The organism is Bacillus sp. TE9106W (assembly GCF_054062215.1).
The window spans coordinates 20,707-46,215 of sequence record NZ_JBSSFA010000009.1 but is presented as its reverse complement, the minus strand read 5'-3'; the positions used below and the strand labels follow the sequence as shown (position 1 = coordinate 46,215).

Here is a 25,509-nt window from a genome sequence, read left to right as displayed (position 1 = left end):
CCCAAAAACATATTCCCCTATATATTCTATAGTGATATGATGGACAAGGGTATAATTCAAATTTTTAAAATCAAAAATTTGGATTCGTGTCACTTATAAGAACGATTGTTTCATAACATAAGTGATGATAATTAAATCACAATAGAAGGATGATAGAATGAAAAAGTATACATATATCGCTTTACTTTCTTCTGCTATTCTCGTAGGTTGTAACACTAGTAGTACTAGTGATAAACAAATACAAGAAACAACGGCGAAACAAGCAGTTGAACAAAAAAAAGCGAAAGCAGTTGAACTCCCTTTAACGCAAGGAGTTATTACATGGGATCCGTATGAATATAACGCACAAAACACCACGATTTATACAAAAGATTTAAGAGATTCGTTTAAAGAAGTACGTTATACGATTTGGCGTACTGCTGATGGCCCTGAAAGCAAACAAACTTTCACTTCACAAGAAAAAGAGCGTGATTTTGCCCTCCCACTTCATTTAAAATCATTCCATTTAAAACGTGGCGAATTTCAAATTGAAACAGTAGGAATTAAAGAAGATAATACTGAAACAAATCTAGTAACATCTAAAATTACATTCCAGCAACATGTACCCGTTTTAATGTACCATGCAATTGAAAAATATCCTGGGCCAAGTGATGGAGATTATGGCTTATACGTACCGCCTGAACAATTTGAAAAGCATATGCAATACTTGAAAGATAACGGTTATACGATGCTTACGTTTGAACGTTGGAATGATATAAACCGTGTAAATAAACCTATTTTCATAACAATGGATGATGGTCGAAAAAATAATATGAACGCTCTTCATATTTTACAAAAATTAAAGGATGATACATTCCAGCCTGCAGCCACTGAATTCCTTACTGCAAATGAGATAGACAAACCAAATCGTCTATCAACGGATGATATAAAGCAAATGATGGATTCCGGCATTTTCTCTATTCAATCCCATACTGCTAATCATACGATGATGGCTCACTCCAATAATTATGATGAGGAATTACGTGGTTCAAAAGAAAAAATTGAAGCTCTTACTGGTAAAAAGGTCATCGCTCTCGCCTATCCAGTAGGTTCTTATAATGATCCAGCTGTTGAAGAAACAAAAAAATACTATGAGTTCGCAGTAACTACTGATCACGGTAATCATATTACAAAAGGGATGCCGAACGAACAGTACTTAATTAAACGCCATTTTGTAGGGCCTAATACATCGATGGAAAAATTCATATCTCTTATAAAGTAAACTTTACTAAAAAACAGTAGAAATGGCTCTATTAAAAAACTATCTCATTACTAAAATGACATGATGAACAAGGGTATATCCCCACCTCTCTTACAGCGGTGGGGATTTTAAATGTAAGAATGCAACATAATACACAATAGAAGGTGATTTTATGAAAAAATACGCAGCAATCGCTTTATGCACATCTGCTATTCTAGCAGGTTGTACTACTAGCAATGTAAGTCAAGAGCCTAAAAAAGAGAAAAAGGTTCAAGAGACTAAGAAACAAGAAGTGACCGTACAAGAACAAGGGAAAATTTCTTATAACCCAATTACATATGAATCTACTAACACTACTATTCACATGACAGATATAAAAGATACTTTAACTGAGGTACAATATAAAATTTGGCGTACCGCTGATGGAAAGGAAACTGCTAAATCTTTGTCTTCTAAAGAAAAGGAAAAGCAATTTTCACTTCCTTTTGACATAAAAGAATTTGAAGGAAAACGCGGTGAGTTCCAAATTGAAGCAATAGGCATAAAAGAAGATGGGAAAACCATTCCACTCACAAAATCTGCTATTACTTTCGAGCAAAAGGTTCCCGTTCTTATGTACCATGCAATCGATGATTATCACGGTCAAGGTATTAAAGACTTATTCGTATCACCCGCTAACTTTGAAGCCCAAATGAAATATTTAAAGGACAATGGTTATACACTGTTAATGTTTGAACGCTGGGGCGATATAAATAAAGTAAATAAACCTATCTTTGTTACATTTGATGATGGTATGAAAAATAATATGAATGCATTTCATGTTTTACAAAAGCTAAAAGACGATACGTTTAAACCGGCGGCAACAGAATATATGATTGTTAATAATGTTGATACTGAAGGATCTCTTTCTACATCTGACATAAAAGAAATGGTGGATTCCGGCATTTTCTCTATGCAATCTCATACTGCAACACATGCGGACTTGCCGAAGATTACAAACTATGAAGAAGAATTAAAGGAATCGAAAGAAAAGCTAGAAAAAATAACAGGTAAACCCGTTATCGCAGTTGCCTATCCATTCGGTCACGTAGATGATAAAGTCGTTGCAGAAACGAAAAAATATTATCAGTTCGCAACAACAACAAAACCTGGAAAATTCATTACAAAAGGTGAACCCGATGAGTTGTTAAAAATGAAGCGTGTTCGCATACACCATACGACGACCGTAGAACAATTTGCTTCTTCGATTAAATAACGATGAGAGCTCAATATATTTTGAGCTCTCTTTTTATGCTATATTTATATATATTTTTCGAATTTTCTTGTATTATATATAGTAAGAAATCTTTCAAATTAAAGGAGATTATACATATGTCATTTGAACAAACGTTAGAGAAATATGCTGCCCTTGCAGTCAATGTTGGTGTTAATATTCAACCAGGGCAAACATTATCAATCAGTGCACCTCTTGAAGCTGTACAATTTGTACGTCTCGTTACAGAAAAAGCATATAAATCTGGTGCAAAACACGTATATGTGGATTGGAATGATGAGACGTTAACACGCTTAAAGTTCGATCTAGCTCCTGAAGAAGCATTCGCTGAGTTCCCATCTTGGAAAGCACACGCTCGTGAAGAATTAGCAAAAGAAGGCGCTGCATTTATGTCTATTTATGCAGAAAACCCTGATTTATTAAAAGGTGTGGATTCAACGCGTATTGCAACAGCTCATAAAGTAGCCGGTGAAGCAATGAAAGTATATCGTGATTACGTACAAGCTGATAAAGTAAGCTGGTGTGTCATTTCTGTTCCTACGAAAGAATGGGCTGCGAAAGTATTCCCTGACGCTGCACCAGAAGAACAAGAAGCAAAACTATGGGATGCTATTTTCAAAGCGACTCGTGCTGATTTAGAAAATCCTGTGGAAGCATGGAAAGAACACGATAAAACGTTACATACAAAAGTTGATTACTTAAACGAAAAACATTATAAAGCTCTTCACTATACAGGTCCTGGAACAGATTTAACGATCGAACTTCCAGAAAAGCATGTATGGGCTGGTGCTGGTAGCTTAAATGAAAAGAATGTACCATTTATGGCGAACATTCCAACTGAAGAAGTATTTACAATGCCACTTAAAACAGGTGTAAACGGCCAAGTATCTAGCACAAAACCGTTAGCATTTGCAGGTAACATTATCGATAACTTCACGTTAACATTTGAAAACGGACGTATCGTAGATTATAAAGCTGAAGTTGGAGAAGAAGCTTTAAAACATTTAGTAGAAACAGATGAAGGTTCTCACTTCTTAGGCGAAGTGGCTTTAGTACCTCATGATTCACCAATTTCAAATACAAATATTTTATTCTACAATACGCTATTTGATGAAAACGCATCTTGCCACCTTGCAATCGGAAGTGCTTATGCATTCAACTTAGTTGGCGGAAAAACAATGTCTAAAGAAGAACTTGCTGAAAATGGTGCAAACACTAGTATTACACACAACGACTTCATGATTGGATCAGCTGAGCTTGATATCGACGGTATTACAGCTGATGGCAGACATGAACCAATCTTCCGTAAAGGTAATTGGGCATTTTAATATAAAAGGAGGCTATCCTCAGGGATAGCCTCCTTTTATTATGTCATTTTTTGTCGGTAAATCGATATATTTCAAAAATCGCTGATATAAATTGAGTTACGGTCGATATATTTTAAAAACCGCTGATATATTTGGAGTTACGTTCGATATATCCAAAAAATCGCCGATATAATTCATTTACCAATGCACCGTCCCTAAGCAATGTCACAAAACGAAACTACTACTTATGATGCAGATGACACCTTAAGTCCAATTACTCCTAACACGATAAAAAGAATACAACATGCTTGGAACAAGCTAATGTGCTCTTTAAAAAAGTACACACTAATAATTGTAATAAGTAACGTCCCAACACTAGACCAAATTGCATAAGCAATACTTAAATGAATCTTTTTTACAACGATGGCGAACACGCTGAAACAAATTCCATAAAATACGAAAATAAGTACACTTGGAACGAGCTTTGTTAAACCATTTGATAATTTCATCGCAATTGTTCCAGCTACTTCAAAAATAATTGTTACGAGTAATAATAGCCAATATACCATACTAGAATCTCCTTCTCTGTTACCTTATAGAGATTCTAGTATACTACTTATAGTCCTAATGAAATATATTTAATTTCTAAATATTCCTCGATACCGAAATGACCACCTTCACGGCCAATACCGCTTTCTTTAAACCCACCGAACGGTGCTTGTGCAACTGATGGGAGGCCATCATTTAATCCGATAATACCGTACTCTAACGCTTCACTAATTTGGAATGCTTGACTAATATCTTTCGTGAAAATGTACGCGGCTAAACCATATGGCGTATGATTTGCACGCTCAATTACTTCTTCAACCGTTTTAAATTTCGCAACTGGTGCAACCGGTCCAAATGTTTCTTCATTCATACAAAGCATCGTATCATTCGCCAATCCAATTACAGTCGGTTGCATAAAGTGTCCGTCTAGCTCTGCAACCTTTTGACCACCATATAAAACTGTTCCACCCTTTTGAATAGCGTCTTCGATATGCTCCTGTACTTTCGAAACTGCATTCTCGTCAATAAGTGGTCCTACAGTCGTTCCGTCACCGAAACCGTCTCCTACTTTCAACTGTCCCACTGCCTTTTCGAACTTCTCTACAAACGCTTCATACACTTCTTCCTGAACAAATACTCGGTTTGTACATATACATGTTTGTCCTGCGTTACGGAATTTCGAACCAATCACCGCTTCTACTGCTTTATCTAAGTCCGCATCATTCATAACAATAAACGGTGCGTGACCACCTAACTCAAGTGAAACTTTTTTCATCGTTTGTGCAGCACTAGCCATTAACTCTTTCCCAATTTCCGTTGATCCTGTAAAGGAAACTTTTCGAACGCGTCCATCTTCCATCCATGTATCAGCAATTGCTTTCGCACTACCTGTTACAATGTTTATTACACCTTTAGGAATGTCCGCTTCATGAGCTAATTCAGCCAATTTTAACGCAGTTAATGGCGTTTGACTAGCAGGTTTTACAACGGCTGTACATCCTGCTGCAAGCGCTGGGGCTACCTTTCTCGTAATCATCGCTGCCGGGAAGTTCCACGGTGTAATAGCTGCCATAACGCCAACTGGTTGCTTCATAACTAAAATACGTTTATTCGGATGAGAAGCAGGAATCATTTCACCATATACGCGTTTTCCTTCTTCTGCATACCATTCAACAAAACTATTTGCATAATTCACTTCACCAAGCGCTTCTGCAAACGGCTTTCCTTGTTCTTTCGTCATAATTGCTGCAATCTCTTCTTTATTTTCATCAATCAGTGTGAACCATTTTTTTAATTTCGCTGCACGGTCTGCTGCTGTTAACTTAGACCATGATTTAAAAGCTTCATGCGCAGCGTCAACAGCTTGCTTTGCCTCTGTTACCCCGCCCTTTGGTACAGTCGCAAATATTTCCTTCGTTGCTGGATTATTTACTTCGATTTGTTCTTGCAATGTAATCCACTCACCATTTATATACATCGCCTTTTTCTCTACATTTACAAATGTCGCTTTTTTATCCAATATTCTCTTCCTCCTCTATAAGTTTCTTTATTTTTCTCGTGGCAGCAGATTGACTTATTTTTAAAAACTCCGCTACTTTATAACTCGATCCATATGTTTTATATGCTTTCAAAATAATATTCCGTTCTACTTCTTCTAACATTTTATAAAGACTTTGGCCCGATTGTTCAACCGTTGATTCTTGCATCGCTATTGGCAAATCCTCTATCGTAACGATATCATCAGCAGTTATAACAATTCGCTCAATCACATTTTCAATTTCTCTATTATTTCCTTCCCACGGGTAACCAACAAACATTTGCAATGTACTAGGCGCTAATTTTACATTCCTGCCATATTTCTCGTTAAAGTGTTGTAAATAATGATAAATGAGTGGCAAAATGTCTTCGGTTCTTTCCCTTAGTGGTGGAATTAAAATTGGAATGACATTCAGACGATAATATAGATCTTTCCGGAATGTTCCTTGTTTCACCATCATACTTAAATCTCTATTTGTTGCCGCTACAATCCTAACGTCCACCTTTTTTAATTCTCTCCCGCCTATAGGGCGAAACGTTTTCTCTTGCAACACTTGCAAAAGCTTTGCTTGAATTTCAAGTGGCATTTCACCAATTTCATCTAAAAAAAGAGTTCCTTTATGAGCTGATTCTAATAATCCCTTTTTCCCTTCACGATTCGCACCTGTAAAAGATCCGCCTGAGTACCCAAAAAGCTCTGATTCAATTAAATTCGTTGGCAATGCCGCACAGTTAATTTCATAGAAACTTTCATTCTTCCGGTTACTCATTTCATGTAAATGACGCACCAATCGACTCTTCCCTACTCCTGTCTCACCTAAAATGAGAACAGTACTATCTACCACGGATACTTTCTTGATTGTCTCGACTATTTTTTGCATAGCGATACTTTTAAAAATAAGTCCTTCATGTTCATATGTTTCTCTTAATTCTTTTTTATATGTTTTTAACTGATTATCCATTTCTTCTACCTTTTGACGTAATTGATAGAGTTCTGTAAGATCACGAGAGTAACTAATTACCCTTCTTAAATTCCCCTCATCATCAAAAACAGGCCTTGTACGAACGTGTAAATACTCTCCTGATTTTGTCGTTTGAACGAGTTCAATCGGTCTCTTTTTTTCAATTACTTCTAACGTTGCTGATGGATAAAAGATCCCATCCTTCTGCAATTCTTTTACATGCTTACCCACTAACTCTTTAGCAGCTAATTGATAGTGCCTTTCACATGTACTATTTACACGCACAACGATTCCCTTTTCGTCAGTCACAAAAATTTCGTCAAACGCATATTCAAATACATCTTGTAAATCCATTAACACTCGTTCCTTTTCTGCAACCATCCTAGCCACCCCTAACTTCCAATCCATCGATTCACTTCACTACCTTTATTATAAAGTGAATTTTCTGCATTTTATATAGAGTCAGCTAGAATGTTTGCTGTTTTCTTATTTAACTTTTAAACACGAGCAATATTTGCTTTCTCATAACAGGCTTGCAACGATTCTTCAATGATTGTTAATCCTTCTTCCAGTTGCTCATCTGTAATCACTAATGGCATTAGCACACGAATAACATTACCGTATGTTCCTGCTGATAGTAGAAGTAAGCCGCGTTTGTTTGCTTCTGTGCACAAATTAGCTGTTAACGTTTTATCAGGTGCTTTCGTCTTACGGTCTTGAACGAGCTCGAATGCACACATTGCTCCTAAACCGCGCACATCACCGATGCAATTATATTTATTTTTCATCTCTTCGAATCGGTTCATTACAACTTTTCCTAATTCTATCGCTCTATCATTTAAATTCTCTTTTTCTATTACATCAAGTACTGCTAATGCTGCCGCACATCCTAGCGGGCTTCCTGCATACGTTCCACCAAGTTCTCCTGGTGCAGACTCATTCATAATTTCCTTGCGCCCAATAACACCACTAATCGGTACACCAGCACCTAATGATTTAGATACCGTAATTAAATCCGGAACGACATCATAATGATCAATGGCAAAATATTTTCCTGTACGGCTAAATCCAGTTTGAATTTCATCCGCTACAAATAAGATGCCGTGTTCTGAACAAATATTGCGTACTTCTTGCACAAACTTCTTACTTGGGACGATAAATCCACCTTCCCCTTGAACAGGTTCCATTACAACGGCTGCAATCGTTTCTGGTGCTACTTCTGATATGAAGAAATTTTTAAACTCTTCAATCATAAAGTCATCATACTGCTCTTCAGTTAACCCTTCTGGGCGACGATATTCATACGGGAATGGCGCTTTATATACTTCTGAAGCAAATGGGCCAAATCCAAATTTATATGGTTTTACTTTACTTGTCATCGTCATTGTCATTAATGTACGTCCGTGGAAACCTTTAGAAAACGCGATAATGCCAGGTCTTTTTGTATATTTACGAGCGATTTTTACCGCATTCTCAACTGCTTCTGCACCACTATTTAAAAATAGTACTTGCTTATCAAAACTTCCTGGCGCTAATGCCGCAAGTTTTTCTGCTAATTCAATATATGGCTCATACATCATGACATTAAAGCCAGTATGGATGTATTGATCTACTTGTTTATGGAGCGCTTCTTTAACAGCTGGGTGACAATGCCCTACGTTAATTGTTCCTATCGCTCCAGCGAAATCAATGTACTGATTGCCATCAACATCTGTTACAAGAGCACCATTTGCAGATTGTACAAACGTTGGGATGCCGTTACTTACTCCTTTTGGTACTATATTTTGGCGGCGTTCTAGTAAAGACGCTGCTTTCGGTCCAGGAATTTGTTCATTTACTTTAGCAAATTTTTTTGTGTTCATTACGTACCCCATCCTTTTCTTTACATTGTTTTCTCTTTTCATTGCAAAATGTATGCCAACATTCTTCTTCAGTATTCATCCTACATACCTTCTATTTCGCCATAAAAAATAAGTCTATAAAGACTCATTAAGAGTCTTTATAGACTTATTTTTCTTACACACTAGACTTTCCTCGTTCCCAAATAAACTCACCTGAATGAGAAATAAAATCCCCAACAGATTGTACTACTAAATCCGCAAGTGGTTCTAACGTTTGACGATCTCCTGTACCAGATAGTACTCCAATTGCAAAGCAATCACCGTTTTTAGCTAAATGTAAATCAGTTGGCGTATCCCCAACGACCGCTACTTCACATGCATCTAAATGAAACCTATCACAGAAGGATTCTACAATTCTTTTATCTGGTTTTTGTGCCGGAAATGTATCTGAAGCTACAACATAATCAAAGAAAGACTCTAATTGATACTGTTTTAAAAATAATTCTGTCGGTGCGAAATCATCAGCTGTCACAACACCTAAAATAAATCCTCTATCCTTTAAACTTTGTAAAATTCTCGGTAAATCTGCCGTCATTTTCATATAGGAACGGTGCTCATACATAAGGGAAAATAATTTTCCACTTACCCACTCATGCATCTCCTCTTCCTTAGATGACGTAATATACTTACAAAGCCCCTTTGCAACATCAAGGCTTGTTCCTGCCGCTATTGCGCTACGAGGGTTCACAAACACACCCTCCACGCCGATCTCTTTTAATAAAGTAGGCTGCATTGACTTTGGCAGTTCATATAAGTCGATACATTCCGCCACAAGTTCTTCAGCTACTTTTATCCAAATTGAATGAAAATCCATTAATGTCCCATCTTTATCAAATAGTATTGCTTTTACCTTCTCCATAGCACACCCTACCTCTCGTCTCTTATCTCCTCCAGTGTATCAATAAAGTATGGATATAAAATAAACGAATTGTAAAAATACCATGAAAATCAAACTAACTTCCAATTTACAATTCCTCTATATAATAAAAAGGATGCCTTTACAGGGCATCCTCTTGATGTTCAGGAACAAATAGTTCCAGACAATGATATATATTTTCGAATTCCATCGGTGCATCTCCACCGTATTCACCATCTAAATTAATCATTAGTTTGTCTGGTGAATGCACTTTAATTCGGTTAGCTTGTGTGTATAGTACTTTTGGATTGTTAATATGTTCACCACGCTGCGCTTGTGTTGCTGCTTTAATTAAGTCAGCAATAGAACCTTTTTTCAGCACTAATAAATCAAATAATCCATCGTTAATTGATGCATATGGTGCTACCTTTTCAAAGCCGCCTACTGAACGAGTATTCGTAATTAAAAACATCGTAATTTCTTCTTGTAGTAATTTTCCATCATACTCAATTTCAACATATGTTGGGTGCAATGATGGTAACATCTCGATACCTTTTAGGTAATAAGCAAGCTGTCCTAATACTGTCTTTAACTTACTCGGTACTTCGTATGTTAATTCTGTAATACGACCGCCACCAGCGATGTTGATAAAATATGTATCGTTCGCTCTACCAAGGTCTAATGGCACGGTTTTTCCTTCACAAATAATATCCGCTGCCTCTTCAATAGAACGAGGTACACCGATTGCACGTGCAAAGTCATTTGTCGTTCCAACTGGAATAATTCCAAACTTTGGACGATGTTCATGCCCTACTAAACCGTTCACCACTTCATTTAACGTGCCGTCACCACCAGCCGCAATAACAACATCAAATTTACGCTCTACAGCTTGCCTCGCCGCCACAGTTGCGTCGCCAGGACCCGTTGTCGCATGACAAGATGCCTCATATCCAGCTTGTTCTAATTTTTGTAATACTTCTGGTAAACTCTTCTTAAATAGCTCACGCCCAGAAGTAGGATTATAAATAATTCTTGCTCGCTTCATCATTTATTAGCACAGGAAATTTCTTTATGCACAGAAAAAGAACATACCGAACCTCTATTCAGTATTCCCATGCCTACCTCCTCTCATCTTCCTATCCTTCTTTTATCTCGCTCAAACAGGCAGTAAGAACCCGATTCGTGTAGCCCATCAAAAGTAAATATTCATTTCAATGGTTTTGTTTTATTTGACAAAAAAATTTATGTCCATCTATTTCCTCACAACAATTTACATATAACGAATAATAATTATCTATTATTTCATGAGATGAAAAAAACCTCTATGTCTAGATTTATCATTATTCCCACCTTTTTGCAACTATCATACCATAGTTGCTATACAAACATTTTTCCACTTTTGACAGTTAATCAAACGTTTGTTTAAATGATTTTCTCTCATTTAAACAAACGTTTGATTAACCTAGAAAAACACCCATGTACGGGTGTTTTTCTGCTTAATCTTTAAAAGTTACTACTATTATCGCTTATTAATCTCTTCAAGTAAGATTTTGTTAACTAGCGGTGGATTTGCTTGTCCTTTTGTAGCTTTCATAATTTGACCAACTAAGAAGCCAATCGCACGGTCTTTACCGTTTTTAAAGTCTTCGATAGATTGTTCATTATTATCAAGAATTTCTGTTACAACTTTACGAAGTGTACCCTCGTCAGAAATTTGAACAAGACCTTTCGCTTTAACGATTTCTTCTGGGTCTCCACCTTTTTCAATTAATTCGTTAAATACTTTCTTCGCAATTTTAGAAGAAATTGTACCTTTTTCAATTAATTGAACCATTTTAGATAAACCAGCAGGCGTTAATGCAACATCTTTTAATTCTTTTTGTTGTTTGTTTAAGTACGCAAGCACTTCACCCATTAACCAGTTTGATGTTAATTTCGCATCTGCTCCATCTGCAATTGCTGCTTCAAAGAAATCAGACATCTCTTTCGTTAATGTTAATACATGTGCATCATAAGCCGGTAAGCCAATTTCTGCAACGTAGCGGGCTTTACGTGCGTCTGGAAGTTCTGGAATAGAAGCGCGAACTTCTTCTTTCCACGCGTCATCGATGTAAAGTTCAACTAAGTCTGGCTCTGGGAAGTAACGGTAATCGTCAGATCCTTCTTTTACACGCATTAAGATTGTTTTCTTCGTTGCTTCATCATAACGACGTGTTTCTTGTTGGATGATACCACCAGATAATAATTCTTTTTCTTGACGCACTTGCTCATGCTCAAGACCTTTTTGTACGTAAGTGAATGAGTTTAAGTTTTTCAGTTCTGCTTTTGTACCGAACTTCTCTTGTCCAACTGGACGAAGAGAGATGTTCGCATCACAACGCAAGGAACCTTCTTCCATCTTACAATCAGATACGCCAGTGTATTGAATGATTGATTTTAACTTCTCTAAGTATGCATATGCTTCTTCTGGCGTACGCATATCTGGCTCAGACACGATCTCGATTAAAGGCATACCTTGACGGTTGTAGTCTACTAATGAACCATCAGCTGTATGCGTTGATTTACCAGCATCTTCTTCTAAATGAAGACGTGTAATACCGATACGTTTCTTTTTACCGTCTACTTCGATTTCAATCCAGCCATTTTCACCAATTGGCTTATCAAATTGAGAAATTTGGTAAGCTTTCGGATTATCTGGGTAGAAATAGTTTTTACGGTCGAACTTCGTTTCCGTTGCGATTTCACAGTTTAATGCCATTGCAGCTTTCATTGCAAAGTTAACTGCTTCTTTATTTAAAGTAGGAAGTACCCCTGGGTATCCTAAGTCAATTACACTTGTTTGTGTATTTGGCTCCGCTCCGAATTCTGTTGGACTCGCAGAGAAAATTTTCGAATTTGTTTTTAACTCAACGTGAACCTCTAAACCAATAATTGTTTCTAAATTCATCTATGCTCGCCTCCTTACAGACTTGCTTTTTTTGTATGATAGTCTGTTGCTTGCTCAAACGCATGTGCAACGCGGTAAATTGTCGCTTCATCGAAGTGTTTACCAATGATTTGTAGACCAAGTGGCATGTTGTTAGCACCGAATCCACATGGAACAGAAATCGCTGGAACACCAGCTAAGTTTACTGGGATTGTTAAAATGTCATTTGCATACATTGTCATTGGATCATCAACTTTTTCGCCCACTTTAAATGCCGGAGTTGGCGTTGTTGGTCCAATAATAACATCATAGTTAGCAAATACATTTTCAAAGTCGTTTTTAATTAATGTACGTACTTGTTGTGCTTTTTTGTAATATGCATCATAGTAACCAGAGCTAAGTGCAAATGTACCAAGCATAATACGACGTTTAACTTCATCTCCGAAACCTTCGCTACGTGTGTTTTTGTATAGATCTAATAAATTATTTACATTATCAGAACGGACACCGTAACGTACGCCGTCGAAGCGTGAAAGGTTAGCAGATGCTTCAGATGAAGATAGTAAGTAATACGTTGCTAGAGCGTATTTAGAGTGTGGAAGTGATACTTCCTCCCAAGTTGCGCCCATACCTTCTAATACTTTTAAAGCAGCTAGTACTGACTCACGAGCTTCTTCGCCAACACCTTCTCCTAAATATTCTTTCGGTACAGCAATGCGTAAACCTTTAACGTCACCTGTTAAGCCAGCTAAGTAGTTTCCTACTTCAACGTTTGCAGAAGTTGCATCCATACGGTCAAGGCCTGAAATAGCTTGTAATAAGTATGCATTATCTTCTACTGTACGTGTAATCGGTCCGATTTGGTCAAGTGAAGATGCAAATGCTACTAATCCGTAACGAGATACGCGTCCGTAAGTTGGTTTTAAACCTACAACGCCGCAATATGCAGCTGGCTGACGGATAGAACCACCCGTATCAGAACCTAGAGAGAATAATACTTCTCCTGCTGCTACAGCTGCTGCAGAACCACCACTAGATCCGCCTGGAACGTAATCTAAGTTCCATGGGTTTTTCGTAGCGTAGAAACCTGAGTTTTCATTTGAAGAACCCATTGCGAACTCATCCATATTTAATTTACCGATTGTAATTGTGTCAGCAGCTTTTAGCTTTTGCACAACTGTCGCATCATAAATTGGATCGAAGTTTGCTAATATTTTGCTCGCACAAGTTGTACGAAGACCGTTAGTTACAATGTTATCTTTAACACCAATTGGCATACCGAATAATAAACCATTATCTTCAGCGCCAATTTTCGCGTCTAATTCTTTCGCTTTCGCGCGTGCGTTTTCTTCATCTAATGTAAGAAAAGCTTTTACGTTATCTTCAACATCCGCAATACGTTTGTAAGATTCTTCTACTAAATCCGTAACGGAAATTTCTTTGTTGTTTAATTTCTTATGTAACTCTGATACTGAATGATCAAATAATGACATCGAAATTCCCCTCCTCTATTCTAATACTGCTGGAACACGGATTTGATTATCTTTGTGATCCGGTGCATTTTTTAATACTTCTTCAACTGGTAAACCTTTTTCTGGTACATCTTCACGCATAACATTTTTCATAGTTAATACATGAGTTGTTGGCTTTACATCTGTTGTATCTAATTCATTTAACTGTTCTGCAAATGTAACAATTGCATCTAGTTGTTTTTGAAATTTTTCTGCTTCTTGATCAGTAATTGCAAGACGTGCTAAATGTGCTACGTGCTTTACATTCTCAACGGAAATTCTTGACACGGCTAGGCCACCTCCATAATATATCGTTCAATCTACAATACTATTGATGATACCAAATTTTCAGTACTTCAAGCAAGTCAACACACGGCACTTACAGCATTTTTACATAAAAAAAGAAAGGCAAACGCCTTTCTTTACGATTTACTCTTTATCTGACGGTTTATTTTTCGGAAATCTCTCGTTATCTTCTTCATTATCACGAATTGTTTTTTGTAATACAAAACAAGACATCGTTAAAAATAGTGTTCCAATTAAATAGTATCCTTTTACACTAAGCGTTTCATCTAGCGTATAAATTCCAATTAGCATACCTGAAAGCGCGCAAACAAATGAAGTCCATGCTAAAAACGTGAACGCTTGCGTATTACGTCTTCTCATCGTTCTCCCCCTCGTTAGCTGTACATCTATTATAGATAAGTATATTTACTATGATGAATTTTTATGTAAATTCTATTTTTATATTTATAAATCTTTCATAAAAGAATAATATTTCAAGGTGAATTTTCTGCCTAATCAGAAAAAACAATTAAAACCATTGACATTTATTTCAATTCTACATAAAATAAAAACAAATATTACGAATCTCGAAATATACGGGAGTGGAATTAATTGTTGCAATACGAACATTTTTTAGACTTACTGCTAGATAACGCCAAGAAACTTTTTTATCCTGAAGAATGGGTAAGCCTCGATTTAACACTTTCTAAAACTGAAGTATTTTGTTTACTTTGGATGGAGCGAAATACGGATATTACAATGACAAAAATTGCTGATCTTCTTGATATACCGATGAGTACGACGACAGGCGTTGTAAATCGCCTTGTAAAAAAGGGTTATATTGAACGCTACCGTGCTGAAAACGACCGACGTATTGTATTAATTCGTTTAACAGAAAACGGTGTAACGCTTGTTCAAGAAGTGAAACAAAATGCAGCCCATTACTTTAACTTAGTGACGGAAGCATTATCAGAAGAAGAAAAAGCATTTTTACTACAAATCTTCCAAAAGATTATGAATCACATTGCTACGTCACAGCAAAAAACAGAAGAAAAGGTTTCTACACCTAAAATGAAAAACATTCCGATTGAATAAAACCCTAGTTGGGTTTTTATTCAATCATTTATTTCGACACTCGTAATATTCGATATTCGAAACAAAGGGGATATGAATGATGAGAATTATTTTGTATACAGGTAAAGGTGGCGTAGGAAAAACTAGCATTTCAGCAGCAACAGCAATTCAAAGCGCAAAACAAGGATTAAAAACTTTAGTAATGAGTACAGATCCAGCTCATAGTTTAGGAGATTCATTTGGTGTAAAACTATCTTCTGAGCCATTAGAAATTCGTGAAAATTTGTGGGCACAAGAAATTAATACAATTTATGAAATGGAAAAAGGCTGGGGAAAGTTACAGAAATATATTACACTACTCTTCACTTCCAAAGCAGCTGATGATATTACAACAGAAGAATTAACGATGTTTCCTGGTATGGAAGATTTAATTAGCTTACTTCGCGTACTCGATTATTATAAACAAAACACATATGATGTTATTATCATTGATTGCGCTCCAACTGGGGAAACGTTAGCAATGCTCAGCTTTCCAGACATGCTCGGCTGGTGGATGGAAAAACTCTTTCCTATTAAAAGAAAAGTTTTAAAAGTTGTTCGCCCTGTAGCTCAACCACTTCTTGGTGTGCCCCTTCCAACCGATGATATTATGGACGAATTAACAAATACACTTGAACAGCTCGGAGAAATGAGAGATATTTTATCAAACCGAGAAGTAACAAGTATCCGCATCGTTGTAAATCCTGAAAAAATGGTCATTAAAGAAGCACAGCGCAGCTTTACGTATTTAAATTTGTACGATTATAACGTAGATGCTATTATGATCAACCGCGTCATTCCTAACACTGTCACCGATCCTTATTTTCAAGCATGGAAAGATACCCAAAAGAAATATAAAACATTAATTCAAGATAGTTTTGATCCACTTCCTATTTACGAAGCACCAATGTTTGAACAAGAAGTTGTTGGTTTGCCTATGTTAGAGCGTGTAGGAGATGCTTTATTTAAAACTGAACATTGTCCTACTGAAGTGAAATTTAACGGCCGCACACAATATGTAAAAAAAGATGGCAATGAATATATTTTCGTTCTGTCCATTCCCTTCTCAAATAAAAGTGAGCTCACATTAAATCAAAAAGGTGATGAGCTTATCATTCGCGCGGGTTCTGTTAAACGGAACATCACATTACCAAAAACATTAACGCACCTTTCTATTCAAGGGGCTAAGTTTGAAGAGGACGTACTAAACATTCGTTTTGGAGGTGTCGTGCATGCATGAAGAACTACTAAGGAAGATAATCCGTACAAAAATAAAAGTCGGTATGCATATATTAGAAGAGTTACCTGCCCCAATCCAGCAATCAGCTAAGCAAATGCTAAATATTTTACAAGAGGAGCTATCTTCTTATCCGAACGAACAAGGGCATCATAAAAATAATTTAAAAAATATTATAATCGAATGAATATCTCTGGATAGAGGGCCTTTTTAGGCTTTCTATCTCCATATTGGAGTGAGGTAAGTTGTTGAAAAGAATTTCTACTATTATATTTTGGATTATTCCCTTGTTATTTTTCATTCATAACCTTGAAGAATCTTTCCAAATGCCACAATATCTTGCTAATCAATTTTCGATTACTTTTATAACTAGCCAACACTTTTTCATTGCGATTTCTGTATTAACTCTCTTTGTCTTAGTTATCGTCTTTCTATATCAACTGAATTTCTTGTCTTCTATATACTGGATTATTTTTATACAGGGGGCTATCTTCTTCAACTCTGTTCAACATATTATTTTGTTTTTTATTTATCGCTCCTATAATCCTGGCGTAATATCCGCAGTTTCCATTGTTATCTTTTCTATTTTCTTTTTTTCATCCCAAAAACACTTAATTCATAAAAAGCAATTCGTAATTACACTCGTGTTCAGCTTATTTTCTTATCTCATTATCATTTGGATTACCTTACTACTCGCTAGCCGCTTTCAGTAATAAAAAAAGACCAGGAAAACTCCTGGTCTATTACTCTACTTAACAAACATTGGATTCTATATTATACAGAATTGGAAGGTACAGAATTAGGGTTTGTTTGTTAAGTAGATTATATGTTGAACGAACTAACAGCGGAGGGGTTCCTTCTGTTAGTCCATTAAACCCAATCATTATTTTACGATTTTTTCAAGCTCATCAAGTGAAAGATCTACTGAAATGGAACCATCATTTGTTTCTTTCTTAATTGCATCTATCACTTCTTTTGAATGATATAGTTCAATTACTTTTTTCAGTGTTGGATCATCTTTATCTTTCGTACGAGCTGCGAAAATATTAATATATGGCTTCGCATTTTCGTTCTTTGGATCTTCTAAGAAAATTGGATCCTTCGCTGGGTCTAATCCAGCTTGACCAGCAACACCGTTATTAATAACTGAAGCTGCTACATCTTTTAATACGCGAGGTGTTTGCTGTGCGATAACCGGTGTAATTTTTAACTTCTTCGGATTTTCAGCAATGCCGCTTGGATCTCCAAATAAGCCAAAGTCTTTTTTAAGCTTTAATAACCCAGCTGCATCAAGAAGTTTTAATGCACGTGCTTGGTTTGTTGGATCATTTGGAATCGCAATTTCTGAACCATCTGGAATTTCATTTGCTTTCTTATGTTTTTCAGAGTATAAACCCATTGGTGCAATTTGCGTTGTCCCAACAGCTGTAATATCTAGCTTATGCTCTTTTTTAAATTGTTCTAAGAATGCAATGTGCTGGAATGAGTTTAATTCAATATCTCCATCAGCTAACGCTTTATTTGGCGTTGTGTAATCAGAGAACTCAACCAGTTTAATTTTAATTCCTTCTTTTTCAGCTTTCCTCTTCAAAATTTCCCAAGCGTCTCCATCCGTTCCAGTTACACCGACGCGAACTACTTTTTCTTTCGCCCCTGCCCCTGTGTCTCCACTTGAGCAGCCGCTTAATGCTGAAACCCCTACAATTGCTGATAATGCAAATGCTAAAATTTTCTTCATTTTCTTTTCCCCCTCTTCCTTTTTATGATCTGCGTAAAAAGACTTTCGCAAAATAGTTTCCTAAGTTTTGAGCTAATTGTACGAGAATGATAAGTAAAACGACCGTTACGAACATAACTGATGTATCAAAACGTTGATAACCATATGTCATTGCTAAATCACCAAGACCGCCACCACCGACAAGCCCAGCAACTGCTGAAAATTCAATTAAACCAACTGTCATAAACGTAACTCCTAAGATCAATGGCGCTAACGCTTCTGGCACAAGGATTTCAAAAACAATTCTAATTGGTGAAGCGCCCATCGCTTGCGCTGCTTCAATTACCCCTTTCGGAACAGAAACAAGATTCGTTTCAACCATTCTAGCAATACCGATTGATGCAACTAACGTCATTGGGAAAATTGCTGCCGCTGTTCCAATTGTCGTTCCAATAACACTTCTTGTTAACGGGCTTAAAGCTACTAAAAAGATAATGAATGGAATCGGACGAATTGTATTAATAATGATATTAAGAATAGAAAAGACCCATTTATTTTCTAAAAAGTTTCCTTTTCTCGTTACATACAAAAGTAAACCTAGAGGTATACCAAGAATTGTAGCGAATATAAGGGTTACAATTACCATTAAGAGGGTATCCCCCGTCGCATCTAGTATGCGCGGCCAAAATATACTCCAATCAACTCGCATGAGCTTCTACCTCCTTCAGCTGCACTTGCAGTCTTAGATGTTGTAATGCTTTTTGAATTTCCCTCTGTTCACCTTGCAATTCTACAAGAAGATTTCCAAATAGCACATTTTGAAGTTCAATAATATTTCCGTACAGTACATTTACATCGACATTATAGTTTTTGGCGATATATGATAGTACTGGCTGCCCTGTCTCCTCACCAGTAAATGTTAGACGATAAATCTGACCACCACTTTGAATTTTCGCTAAAACACTTTCCGGTAAATGATCATTAATAACAGAACGTACAAAGTTTTGAGTCGTCGTTGTTTTCGGTTGTGTGAAAACATCAAACAGTTTTCCTTCTTCAATAACTTTTCCATTCTCCATTACAGCTACACGGTGACAAATTTCTTTCACAACATGCATTTCATGTGTAATAAGAAGAATTGTTAAATTGTATTCTCTATTTACTTTCTTTAATAAGTTTAGAATTTCTGTCGTTGTTTCTGGATCTAAGGCTGATGTTGCCTCATCACATATAAGAATATCTGGCGATGTCGCAAGTGCTCTAGCAATGCCCACACGCTGCTTTTGTCCGCCTGATAGCTGCTCTGGGTAATTGTTTGCCTTATCTTCTAACCCTACAAACTTCAGCAATTCATTTACTCTTTCTTTTATCTCATTCTTTGGTACTTTTGCTAACTTTAATGGATAAGCAATATTCCCAAACACTGTTCTTGAATTAAATAAATTAAAGCTTTGAAAAATCATCCCGATTCTTTGTCTTAGCTTCCGTAATTCTTTCGTCGATAATGATGTAATATCTTTATCATCTATTGAAATCGTTCCTGCCGTTGGTCTCTCTAACATGTTTACTAGGCGTAATAACGTACTCTTTCCAGCGCCACTAAAACCGATAATGCCAAAAATTTCGCCTTTCTCAACTGATAACGTTACATCCTCCACCGCATGAACAGATTGCCCACCTGATTCATATACTTTACTTACATTGTTAAAAGAAATCATTTTTCCCCCTCCTATATGCTGTAAAAACTTGAAGTAGAGCTCTCGAGGTAAAATAAAAAGTGCTCTCCTTCTTATCAACCATAAAGATAAGAAGGAGAGCACTTATATGTACTCGGTCACATCTTCTCATCTTCCAAGCCTTTCATAGGCTTGCTGGAGTTAGCACGGTATTAAAAAACCCGTTGCTGAGGTATCGTAGGGCCAGTCCCTCCACCTCTCTGGATAAGAATGTATCGATTTAATTGTCGTTTAATTAATTCTCATTATAGAACTCAGAATAATAAGAGTCAATACATTTTTTAGAAAAATATTAATTATTTCTTTATTAAAATTTTCAGATGAGAAATTTAATAGAAAATAGTAACCTTTAAAGTTATGTAAAATTCTCCTCTTGCATATTTTTTAAAAGGATAATCTTCTCTACTAATTGAATACCATTATTTGAATATGAAATCGGAGGAAGATAAATATATGAAAACAGCTCTTTTACTCGTTGATATTCAAAATGATTATTTTCCACACGGAAAGATGGAATTACGTAATCCAGCAGAAGCAAGCGCATATGCTAGTCAGCTACTACAGCTCTTTAGAAAGAAAAACGAACCTATTTTTCATATCCAACATGTAGCAATAAAAGAGGACGCAACTTTTTTCCTACCCAATACAGAAGGTGTACATATTCATGAAAGCGTACGCCCACTTAGAGAAGAATCAGTTATACTCAAACATTATCCAAATAGTTTTCGCGAAACTGATCTTCTAAAACAATTACAACATTTAGCTATTGAGCACGTCGTCATATGCGGGATGATGACCCATATGTGTATTGATGCTACCGTAAGGGCTGCCTTTGATTTCGGCTTGCAATGTACTGTTATACATGATGCTTGTGCTACAAAAGACCTTTCTTTTAAGAATGCTACTATACCAGCCGTTTATATTCATAACACAATTTTAGCTAGTTTAAACGGCGTATATGCAAATGTAATGAGTACAGAGGAGTTTTTAGCTACAAAAAAACACTCTCTTCAGTGAGCAAAACCGAAAAGAGTGTTTCTTGTCAAACCATAGATTTTCTTTCAAATTGTATTATACAGGAAATCCTTAAAATGAATACAAAAAAATGTGACTAATAAGTCAACTTTTCTCATTGTTTTATTTCTATTTACATGTTTACCCCGATATGAATAGGGTTTAGTTAGTTACACTTACCAAATAGTAATATATGGTAAGTGTTTTTAAATTCAAATTAAATAGGTTCTCCTATTATTTATTTGTTTGTTTTTGTTTCTTTTTCAAATACTCCGCACGCAATTTTTCAATTTGCTGCTTTTTATCAAATTTGACAGGCGTCTGTTTTTCATGAAACTTCGCGACAGCTACCTGGCCTTTATAATCCAATTGATATTTTCCCACTTTGTTCACCTACTTTTCTTGTCTTTAAAGAGAATCTATTCAGCAAATATAAATATACCTCATTTTGCTGAAGTAAACCTTATTACTTTATTAGTTTTTCTACTGATTACTATGTTAATCCACATATAAAAAATTTTTCAAAAAAAAGAGATCTTCGCAGACTGCGAAGATCTCTTCTACTATTTCTTATAAAGTTTCAGAAGTAGTTTTTGCTTGCATGTGAAGCGCTAAGTAGTCAGGACCACCAGCTTTAGAGTCTGTACCAGACATGTTAAAGCCACCGAATGGTTGGTATCCTACGATTGCACCAGTACATCCACGGTTGAAGTATAAGTTACCTACGTGGAAGTCTTCACGTGCTTTTTCAATATGATCACGGTTGTTAGAGATAACTGCTCCTGTTAAACCGTATTCTGTATTGTTTGCAATTGCAAGTGCATGGTCAAAGTCTTTTGCTTTACAGAATGCTACTACTGGTCCGAAGATTTCTTCTTTCATTAGGCGAGCATCTTCTGCAACGTCAGCAACGATTGTTGGTTGGATGAACCAGCCTTTAGAGTCGTCTCCTTCGCCACCTGCTAAAATTCTACCTTCTTCTTTACCAATTGCAACATAGCTCATTACTTTATCGAATGCAGCTTGGTCATTAACAGGACCCATGTTTGTACCTAATACAGCTGGGTTAGCAACTTTTAATTCTTTCGTTAATTCAACAGCACGATTTAATACGTGATCGTATACATCTTCGTGGATTACTGCACGAGAACATGCAGAACATTTTTGTCCTGAGAATCCGAATGCCGATGCAACGATAGATTTAGCTGCTAATTCAAGATCTGCTTCTTTATCAACAACGATTGTATCTTTACCACCCATTTCAGCGATAACGCGTTTTAACCAAATTTGGCCTGGGTTTACTTTCGCTGCGCGCTCATAAATACGGATACCTACATCACGAGATCCAGTGAAGCTAATGAAACGTGTACGAGGGTGATCTACTAAGTAGTCACCAACTTCAGAACCATTACCTGGTACGAAGTTTACTACGCCAGCTGGTAAGCCAGCTTCTTCTAATACTTCCATGAATTTCGCTGCTACTACAGGAGTTGTACTAGCTGGTTTTAGTAATACTGTGTTACCAGAAACTAAAGCAGCTGTTGTCATACCTGCCATAATTGCGAATGGGAAGTTCCAAGGAGAAATGATAACACCTACTCCTAATGGAATGTAAGAGAAACGATTATATTCAATTGGACGGCTTTCTACTGGAATTCCGTCTTTTAATTTCAACATTTGACGACCATAATATTCCATAAAGTCGATTGCTTCTGCTGTATCAGCATCTGCCTCATTCCACGGTTTACCTGCTTCTTTTACAAGAATAGCAGAGAATTCATGTTTTCTACGACGAACGATCGCTGCAGCACGGAATAAAATATCTGCACGCATTTCTGGTTTTGACTTTCTCCAAGTTTGGAATGTTTCATCCGCTACTTGCATTGCTTTTTCAGCTAACTCACGGCTTGCTTTTGAAACGCGACCAACAAGTTCCTCTTTATTTGCAGGGTTTACAGAAACAATTTTGTCTTCTGTAGTGATTTTTTCTCCCCCAATAATTAATGGATAGTCTTGTCCAAGATAAGATTCTACTTTCTTTAAACCTTCTTCAAACGCTAATTTGTTAGCCTCTACTGAAAAATCTGTAAATGGCTCATGTTTGTATGCTACTACCATTATTTTTAGCCTCCCCTTAGAAAAACGTTTACATTTTACAACATTATTCTACACGATAATTTAGATTTATTCAAATATTCCTAGACTTATATTTTAAAAATTAATTAATTTTTAAAATATAATAAAAAAACAGAGTTATACAAATGTATAACTCTACAAAATATGAGTATATTCCAAAACGTTTTTGCTAATCAATAAAATAGTCACTAACAAAAATAAAGTTCTTACATATCCAACACCTTTTTGAACTGCAAACTTCGATCCAAAATAAGCACCAAAAATCATCGATAACCCCATAATAATACCGTATTCAAAATGAATTACGTCTAAAAATAAAAAAGTGATTAACGATACGATATTACTAACAAAATTCAAAAGTTTTCCAGATGCTGCCGCTTGAATAAAATCCAAACCAATTAATAAAAATGCAAAAATTAAAAAGGATCCTGTTCCTGGTCCAAAAAATCCATCGTAAAACCCTATCATTAAAATAACAAAGAAAAATATTAATGTTTTTCTTTTCGTCATCTTCTTATAGGTAGATACACTTCCCCAATCCTTTTTCGCAATAATATAAATGGCAATAAACACCAACATCACAAGCACTAACGGACGTAAAATATCCGGCGGGATAAACTTTACTACTAAAGCACCTGCGACCGCTCCTATAACAGTTAACGGGATTAACTTTCCTACAATTTTAAAATCGACCTTTCCCGATCGAATAAAGTAAATCGCACTCGTAAACGTCCCCATCGTTGCAGCTAATTTATTCGTTGCAATTGCCGAAGCTGGTGGTAAACCAACAAACATAAGTGCCGGAAGCGAAATTAATCCTCCCCCACCAACAACTGAATCAATAAAAGCTGCTAAAAAACCGAATGCAATTAATAAAATAATGACTTGAAAACTTAATTCACCCATGCCCTTTACCCCTTACCCCATTATTTATAACATTTTAAATTATAACAAAATTAACCAAGAAAAAAAGCCGTTCCATAAAGGAACGGCCCTTCTACTTAATCTAAAATTTTCACATACGGTTCATCTTGCTTCGCTTCACGTATAATAATCGCTTCTGGACGTTCTACAGATTTAATCGTTACTTGTACTTTCATATAATTCGGGAAGTATTCCATAACAAGCCCGGCTACATATTGTGTAAAGCCAATTATTTCTGCTTTCCCATTAAACTGGACAGGAATATCAAGCTTTATTTCTCTTAATTCATCGTCTCTATACATACCAGTACCGATAACAGCTGTATAGTCACCTTGGAAATAATCGCTTAATTTTGCCTTGAAGTTTGATACTCTCGCCAAGTCTTCACGTTTATTATCTGTTTTCGCTTGTTCAGATGGGAACAAATAATATTTCTCATTAATTTGTTTCCAATCCTCAACCGTTTCACTACCTTTTTCGACATTCCCATAAGAAACAAAGTTACCTGGTACGAGCGAAGACTTTGGAGCCTGACGATAAATCGCAAATGTTATCGGAAGGTTTTTTGTCTCAGGATCTTCTTGATGCATAACTTTCAAGATTTCTGGCACCATTTTTTTCCCTTCAGCTAACATCTTTTCATTCGAAATTGTAACCTCACGCGGATACCCATGCTCTTCCTCATAATAATGAACCGAATTCATCGCTAATCCAACTACAATGCCACTACGCTCATCTTTTTTGTCTTTGTTTACATAATAATCATGTTCTAAAATATTGGAAATATATATTGGATTTTTTTTATTTTTCGCCTCTAATGATTCGGATCCTGCACCTAATGCGGGATTTAACCCTATGTTCGGGAATTTAACCGCATCTTTTTTTAATGTATCTTCTAGTTCCTTTTGTTCTGCATCTGTACGTTTTCTTTTAACAAGCATCTGTATATACTGAGTAGTTAGGGACTTTCCGCCTTTTAAAACATTATCTTTCGTACTAAATGATTCTTTCGCAATACGCATTAATCCTGTTTCAAATTCATCTATATCAAGACGATTACTTACTCCTTGCACAACTAAGCCACGTGCATTTCCTCCTTCAAATGGAATAGTCGTCTTATAATATTCATCCGAAATAGAGTAATTCGGAACGATTACTTGCTCTTTTGCTTTCCCCGATTTCTCAACCACTTTTTCATCTTTATCGGCACCTGCACTACACCCACTTACAAGTAGGCCAAGGCTTAATACCGCTAATGCTATTTTTTTCATGGTAAGTTTGCACCT

General features: G+C 36.3%; 25 protein-coding genes and 1 riboswitch. Of the genes, 8 read left to right on the top strand and 17 right to left on the bottom strand.

What is annotated here, in order from left to right; genetic code table 11:
• Positions 1 to 157: 157 nt before the first annotated feature.
• From ACVWY7_RS17100 to ACVWY7_RS17090, 3 genes are all read left to right on the top strand, one after another.
• Positions 158 to 1,261, top strand: coding sequence for a polysaccharide deacetylase family protein (locus ACVWY7_RS17100; protein ID WP_000760999.1), 1,104 nt, complete (start codon positions 158 to 160; stop codon positions 1,259 to 1,261).
• Positions 1,262 to 1,412: 151 nt separating this feature from the next.
• Positions 1,413 to 2,495: a polysaccharide deacetylase family protein gene (locus tag ACVWY7_RS17095; protein WP_456523869.1), complete on the top strand. Its 1,083-nt coding sequence runs from the start codon at positions 1,413 to 1,415 to the stop codon at positions 2,493 to 2,495.
• 116 nt (positions 2,496 to 2,611) lie between these two features.
• A complete protein-coding gene (locus ACVWY7_RS17090; RefSeq protein WP_000007344.1) occupies positions 2,612 to 3,841 on the top strand; it encodes an aminopeptidase in 1,230 nt (409 codons plus the stop codon).
• 224 nt (positions 3,842 to 4,065) lie between these two features.
• On the opposite strand, the gene ACVWY7_RS17085 is transcribed toward ACVWY7_RS17090, so the two are convergent.
• The 10 genes from ACVWY7_RS17085 to ACVWY7_RS17040 form a co-directional block, all read right to left on the bottom strand.
• Positions 4,066 to 4,389 carry a DMT family transporter gene (locus tag ACVWY7_RS17085; RefSeq protein ID WP_073523241.1) on the bottom strand — a complete coding sequence of 108 codons (324 nt, stop codon included), beginning with the start codon at positions 4,387 to 4,389 and terminating at the stop codon, positions 4,066 to 4,068.
• Positions 4,390 to 4,436: 47 nt separating this feature from the next.
• Complete coding sequence (gene gabD, locus ACVWY7_RS17080) at positions 4,437 to 5,888, bottom strand: NADP-dependent succinate-semialdehyde dehydrogenase (protein WP_000358103.1); 1,452 nt, start codon at positions 5,886 to 5,888, stop codon at positions 4,437 to 4,439.
• A complete protein-coding gene (locus ACVWY7_RS17075) occupies positions 5,881 to 7,248 on the bottom strand; it encodes a sigma-54 interaction domain-containing protein (protein WP_073523247.1) in 1,368 nt (455 codons plus the stop codon). Before ACVWY7_RS17075 ends, gabD begins: the two co-directional genes overlap by 8 nt.
• 116 nt (positions 7,249 to 7,364) lie before the next feature.
• On the bottom strand, positions 7,365 to 8,729 hold the full coding sequence (gene gabT / locus ACVWY7_RS17070) for a 4-aminobutyrate--2-oxoglutarate transaminase (protein WP_073523249.1): 1,365 nt from the start codon (positions 8,727 to 8,729) through the stop codon (positions 7,365 to 7,367).
• Between the two features lie 154 nt (positions 8,730 to 8,883).
• On the bottom strand, positions 8,884 to 9,627 hold the full coding sequence (locus ACVWY7_RS17065; protein WP_000416629.1) for an HAD family hydrolase: 744 nt from the start codon (positions 9,625 to 9,627) through the stop codon (positions 8,884 to 8,886).
• 139 nt (positions 9,628 to 9,766) lie between these two features.
• Positions 9,767 to 10,672 (bottom strand): diacylglycerol kinase, encoded by a 906-nt coding sequence (locus tag ACVWY7_RS17060; RefSeq protein WP_000977678.1) that lies wholly within the window; start codon positions 10,670 to 10,672, stop codon positions 9,767 to 9,769.
• A gap of 471 nt (positions 10,673 to 11,143) precedes the next feature.
• The gene (gene gatB / locus ACVWY7_RS17055; protein WP_001047678.1) at positions 11,144 to 12,571 is read right to left on the bottom strand and encodes an Asp-tRNA(Asn)/Glu-tRNA(Gln) amidotransferase subunit GatB; all 1,428 of its coding nucleotides are present in this window, start codon (positions 12,569 to 12,571) and stop codon (positions 11,144 to 11,146) included.
• Positions 12,572 to 12,585: 14 nt separating this feature from the next.
• Complete coding sequence (gene gatA / locus ACVWY7_RS17050; RefSeq protein ID WP_000051434.1) at positions 12,586 to 14,043, bottom strand: Asp-tRNA(Asn)/Glu-tRNA(Gln) amidotransferase subunit GatA; 1,458 nt, start codon at positions 14,041 to 14,043, stop codon at positions 12,586 to 12,588.
• 15 nt (positions 14,044 to 14,058) lie between these two features.
• A complete protein-coding gene (gene gatC, locus ACVWY7_RS17045) occupies positions 14,059 to 14,349 on the bottom strand; it encodes an Asp-tRNA(Asn)/Glu-tRNA(Gln) amidotransferase subunit GatC (RefSeq protein WP_000086999.1) in 291 nt (96 codons plus the stop codon).
• A gap of 141 nt (positions 14,350 to 14,490) precedes the next feature.
• On the bottom strand, positions 14,491 to 14,727 hold the full coding sequence (locus ACVWY7_RS17040; RefSeq protein ID WP_001254394.1) for a YiaA/YiaB family inner membrane protein: 237 nt from the start codon (positions 14,725 to 14,727) through the stop codon (positions 14,491 to 14,493).
• Positions 14,728 to 14,958: 231 nt separating this feature from the next.
• Between ACVWY7_RS17040 and ACVWY7_RS17035 the strand changes: the two genes are divergently transcribed.
• From ACVWY7_RS17035 to ACVWY7_RS17020, 4 genes are all read left to right on the top strand, one after another.
• Positions 14,959 to 15,441 carry a MarR family winged helix-turn-helix transcriptional regulator gene (locus tag ACVWY7_RS17035; RefSeq protein ID WP_048567195.1) on the top strand — a complete coding sequence of 161 codons (483 nt, stop codon included), beginning with the start codon at positions 14,959 to 14,961 and terminating at the stop codon, positions 15,439 to 15,441.
• A 76-nt stretch (positions 15,442 to 15,517) separates the two neighbouring features.
• On the top strand, positions 15,518 to 16,699 hold the full coding sequence (locus ACVWY7_RS17030) for an ArsA family ATPase (protein WP_003296638.1): 1,182 nt from the start codon (positions 15,518 to 15,520) through the stop codon (positions 16,697 to 16,699).
• Positions 16,692 to 16,883, top strand: coding sequence for a DUF3926 domain-containing protein (locus ACVWY7_RS17025; RefSeq protein ID WP_000544089.1), 192 nt, complete (start codon positions 16,692 to 16,694; stop codon positions 16,881 to 16,883). Before ACVWY7_RS17030 ends, ACVWY7_RS17025 begins: the two co-directional genes overlap by 8 nt.
• A 58-nt stretch (positions 16,884 to 16,941) precedes the next feature.
• Positions 16,942 to 17,409, top strand: coding sequence for an HXXEE domain-containing protein (locus ACVWY7_RS17020; RefSeq protein ID WP_456523868.1), 468 nt, complete (start codon positions 16,942 to 16,944; stop codon positions 17,407 to 17,409).
• A 170-nt stretch (positions 17,410 to 17,579) separates the two neighbouring features.
• Here the strand turns inward: ACVWY7_RS17020 and ACVWY7_RS17015 are convergent, their stop codons facing one another.
• From ACVWY7_RS17015 to ACVWY7_RS17005, 3 genes are read right to left on the bottom strand one after another with little or no spacing between them, the layout of a single operon-like run.
• Entirely contained in the window at positions 17,580 to 18,434 is an 855-nt protein-coding gene (locus tag ACVWY7_RS17015) for a MetQ/NlpA family ABC transporter substrate-binding protein (RefSeq protein WP_000721602.1), read from the bottom strand.
• A gap of 22 nt (positions 18,435 to 18,456) precedes the next feature.
• Positions 18,457 to 19,122, bottom strand: coding sequence for a methionine ABC transporter permease (locus tag ACVWY7_RS17010; protein ID WP_001261859.1), 666 nt, complete (start codon positions 19,120 to 19,122; stop codon positions 18,457 to 18,459).
• Complete coding sequence (locus tag ACVWY7_RS17005) at positions 19,112 to 20,131, bottom strand: methionine ABC transporter ATP-binding protein (RefSeq protein ID WP_000622983.1); 1,020 nt, start codon at positions 20,129 to 20,131, stop codon at positions 19,112 to 19,114. The genes ACVWY7_RS17010 and ACVWY7_RS17005 overlap by 11 nt, the downstream gene beginning before the upstream one ends.
• 123 nt (positions 20,132 to 20,254) lie before the next feature.
• A riboswitch (SAM riboswitch) is annotated at positions 20,255 to 20,360 on the bottom strand.
• 242 nt (positions 20,361 to 20,602) lie between these two features.
• On the opposite strand from ACVWY7_RS17005, the gene ACVWY7_RS17000 reads away from it, so the two are divergent.
• The gene (locus tag ACVWY7_RS17000) at positions 20,603 to 21,166 is read left to right on the top strand and encodes a cysteine hydrolase family protein (protein WP_000844896.1); all 564 of its coding nucleotides are present in this window, start codon (positions 20,603 to 20,605) and stop codon (positions 21,164 to 21,166) included.
• Positions 21,167 to 21,397: 231 nt separating this feature from the next.
• Here ACVWY7_RS17000 and ACVWY7_RS16995 read toward each other — a convergent pair whose 3' ends face one another.
• The 4 genes from ACVWY7_RS16995 to ACVWY7_RS16980 form a co-directional block, all read right to left on the bottom strand.
• Positions 21,398 to 21,547: a hypothetical protein gene (locus ACVWY7_RS16995; protein WP_000521649.1), complete on the bottom strand. Its 150-nt coding sequence runs from the start codon at positions 21,545 to 21,547 to the stop codon at positions 21,398 to 21,400.
• 186 nt (positions 21,548 to 21,733) lie between these two features.
• Positions 21,734 to 23,281, bottom strand: coding sequence for an L-glutamate gamma-semialdehyde dehydrogenase (gene pruA, locus ACVWY7_RS16990; protein ID WP_000259549.1), 1,548 nt, complete (start codon positions 23,279 to 23,281; stop codon positions 21,734 to 21,736).
• A gap of 153 nt (positions 23,282 to 23,434) precedes the next feature.
• Positions 23,435 to 24,205, bottom strand: coding sequence for a TSUP family transporter (locus ACVWY7_RS16985; RefSeq protein WP_212804588.1), 771 nt, complete (start codon positions 24,203 to 24,205; stop codon positions 23,435 to 23,437).
• 95 nt (positions 24,206 to 24,300) lie between these two features.
• Positions 24,301 to 25,494, bottom strand: coding sequence for a CamS family sex pheromone protein (locus ACVWY7_RS16980; protein WP_000717048.1), 1,194 nt, complete (start codon positions 25,492 to 25,494; stop codon positions 24,301 to 24,303).
• Between the last annotated feature and the right edge of the window lie 15 nt (positions 25,495 to 25,509).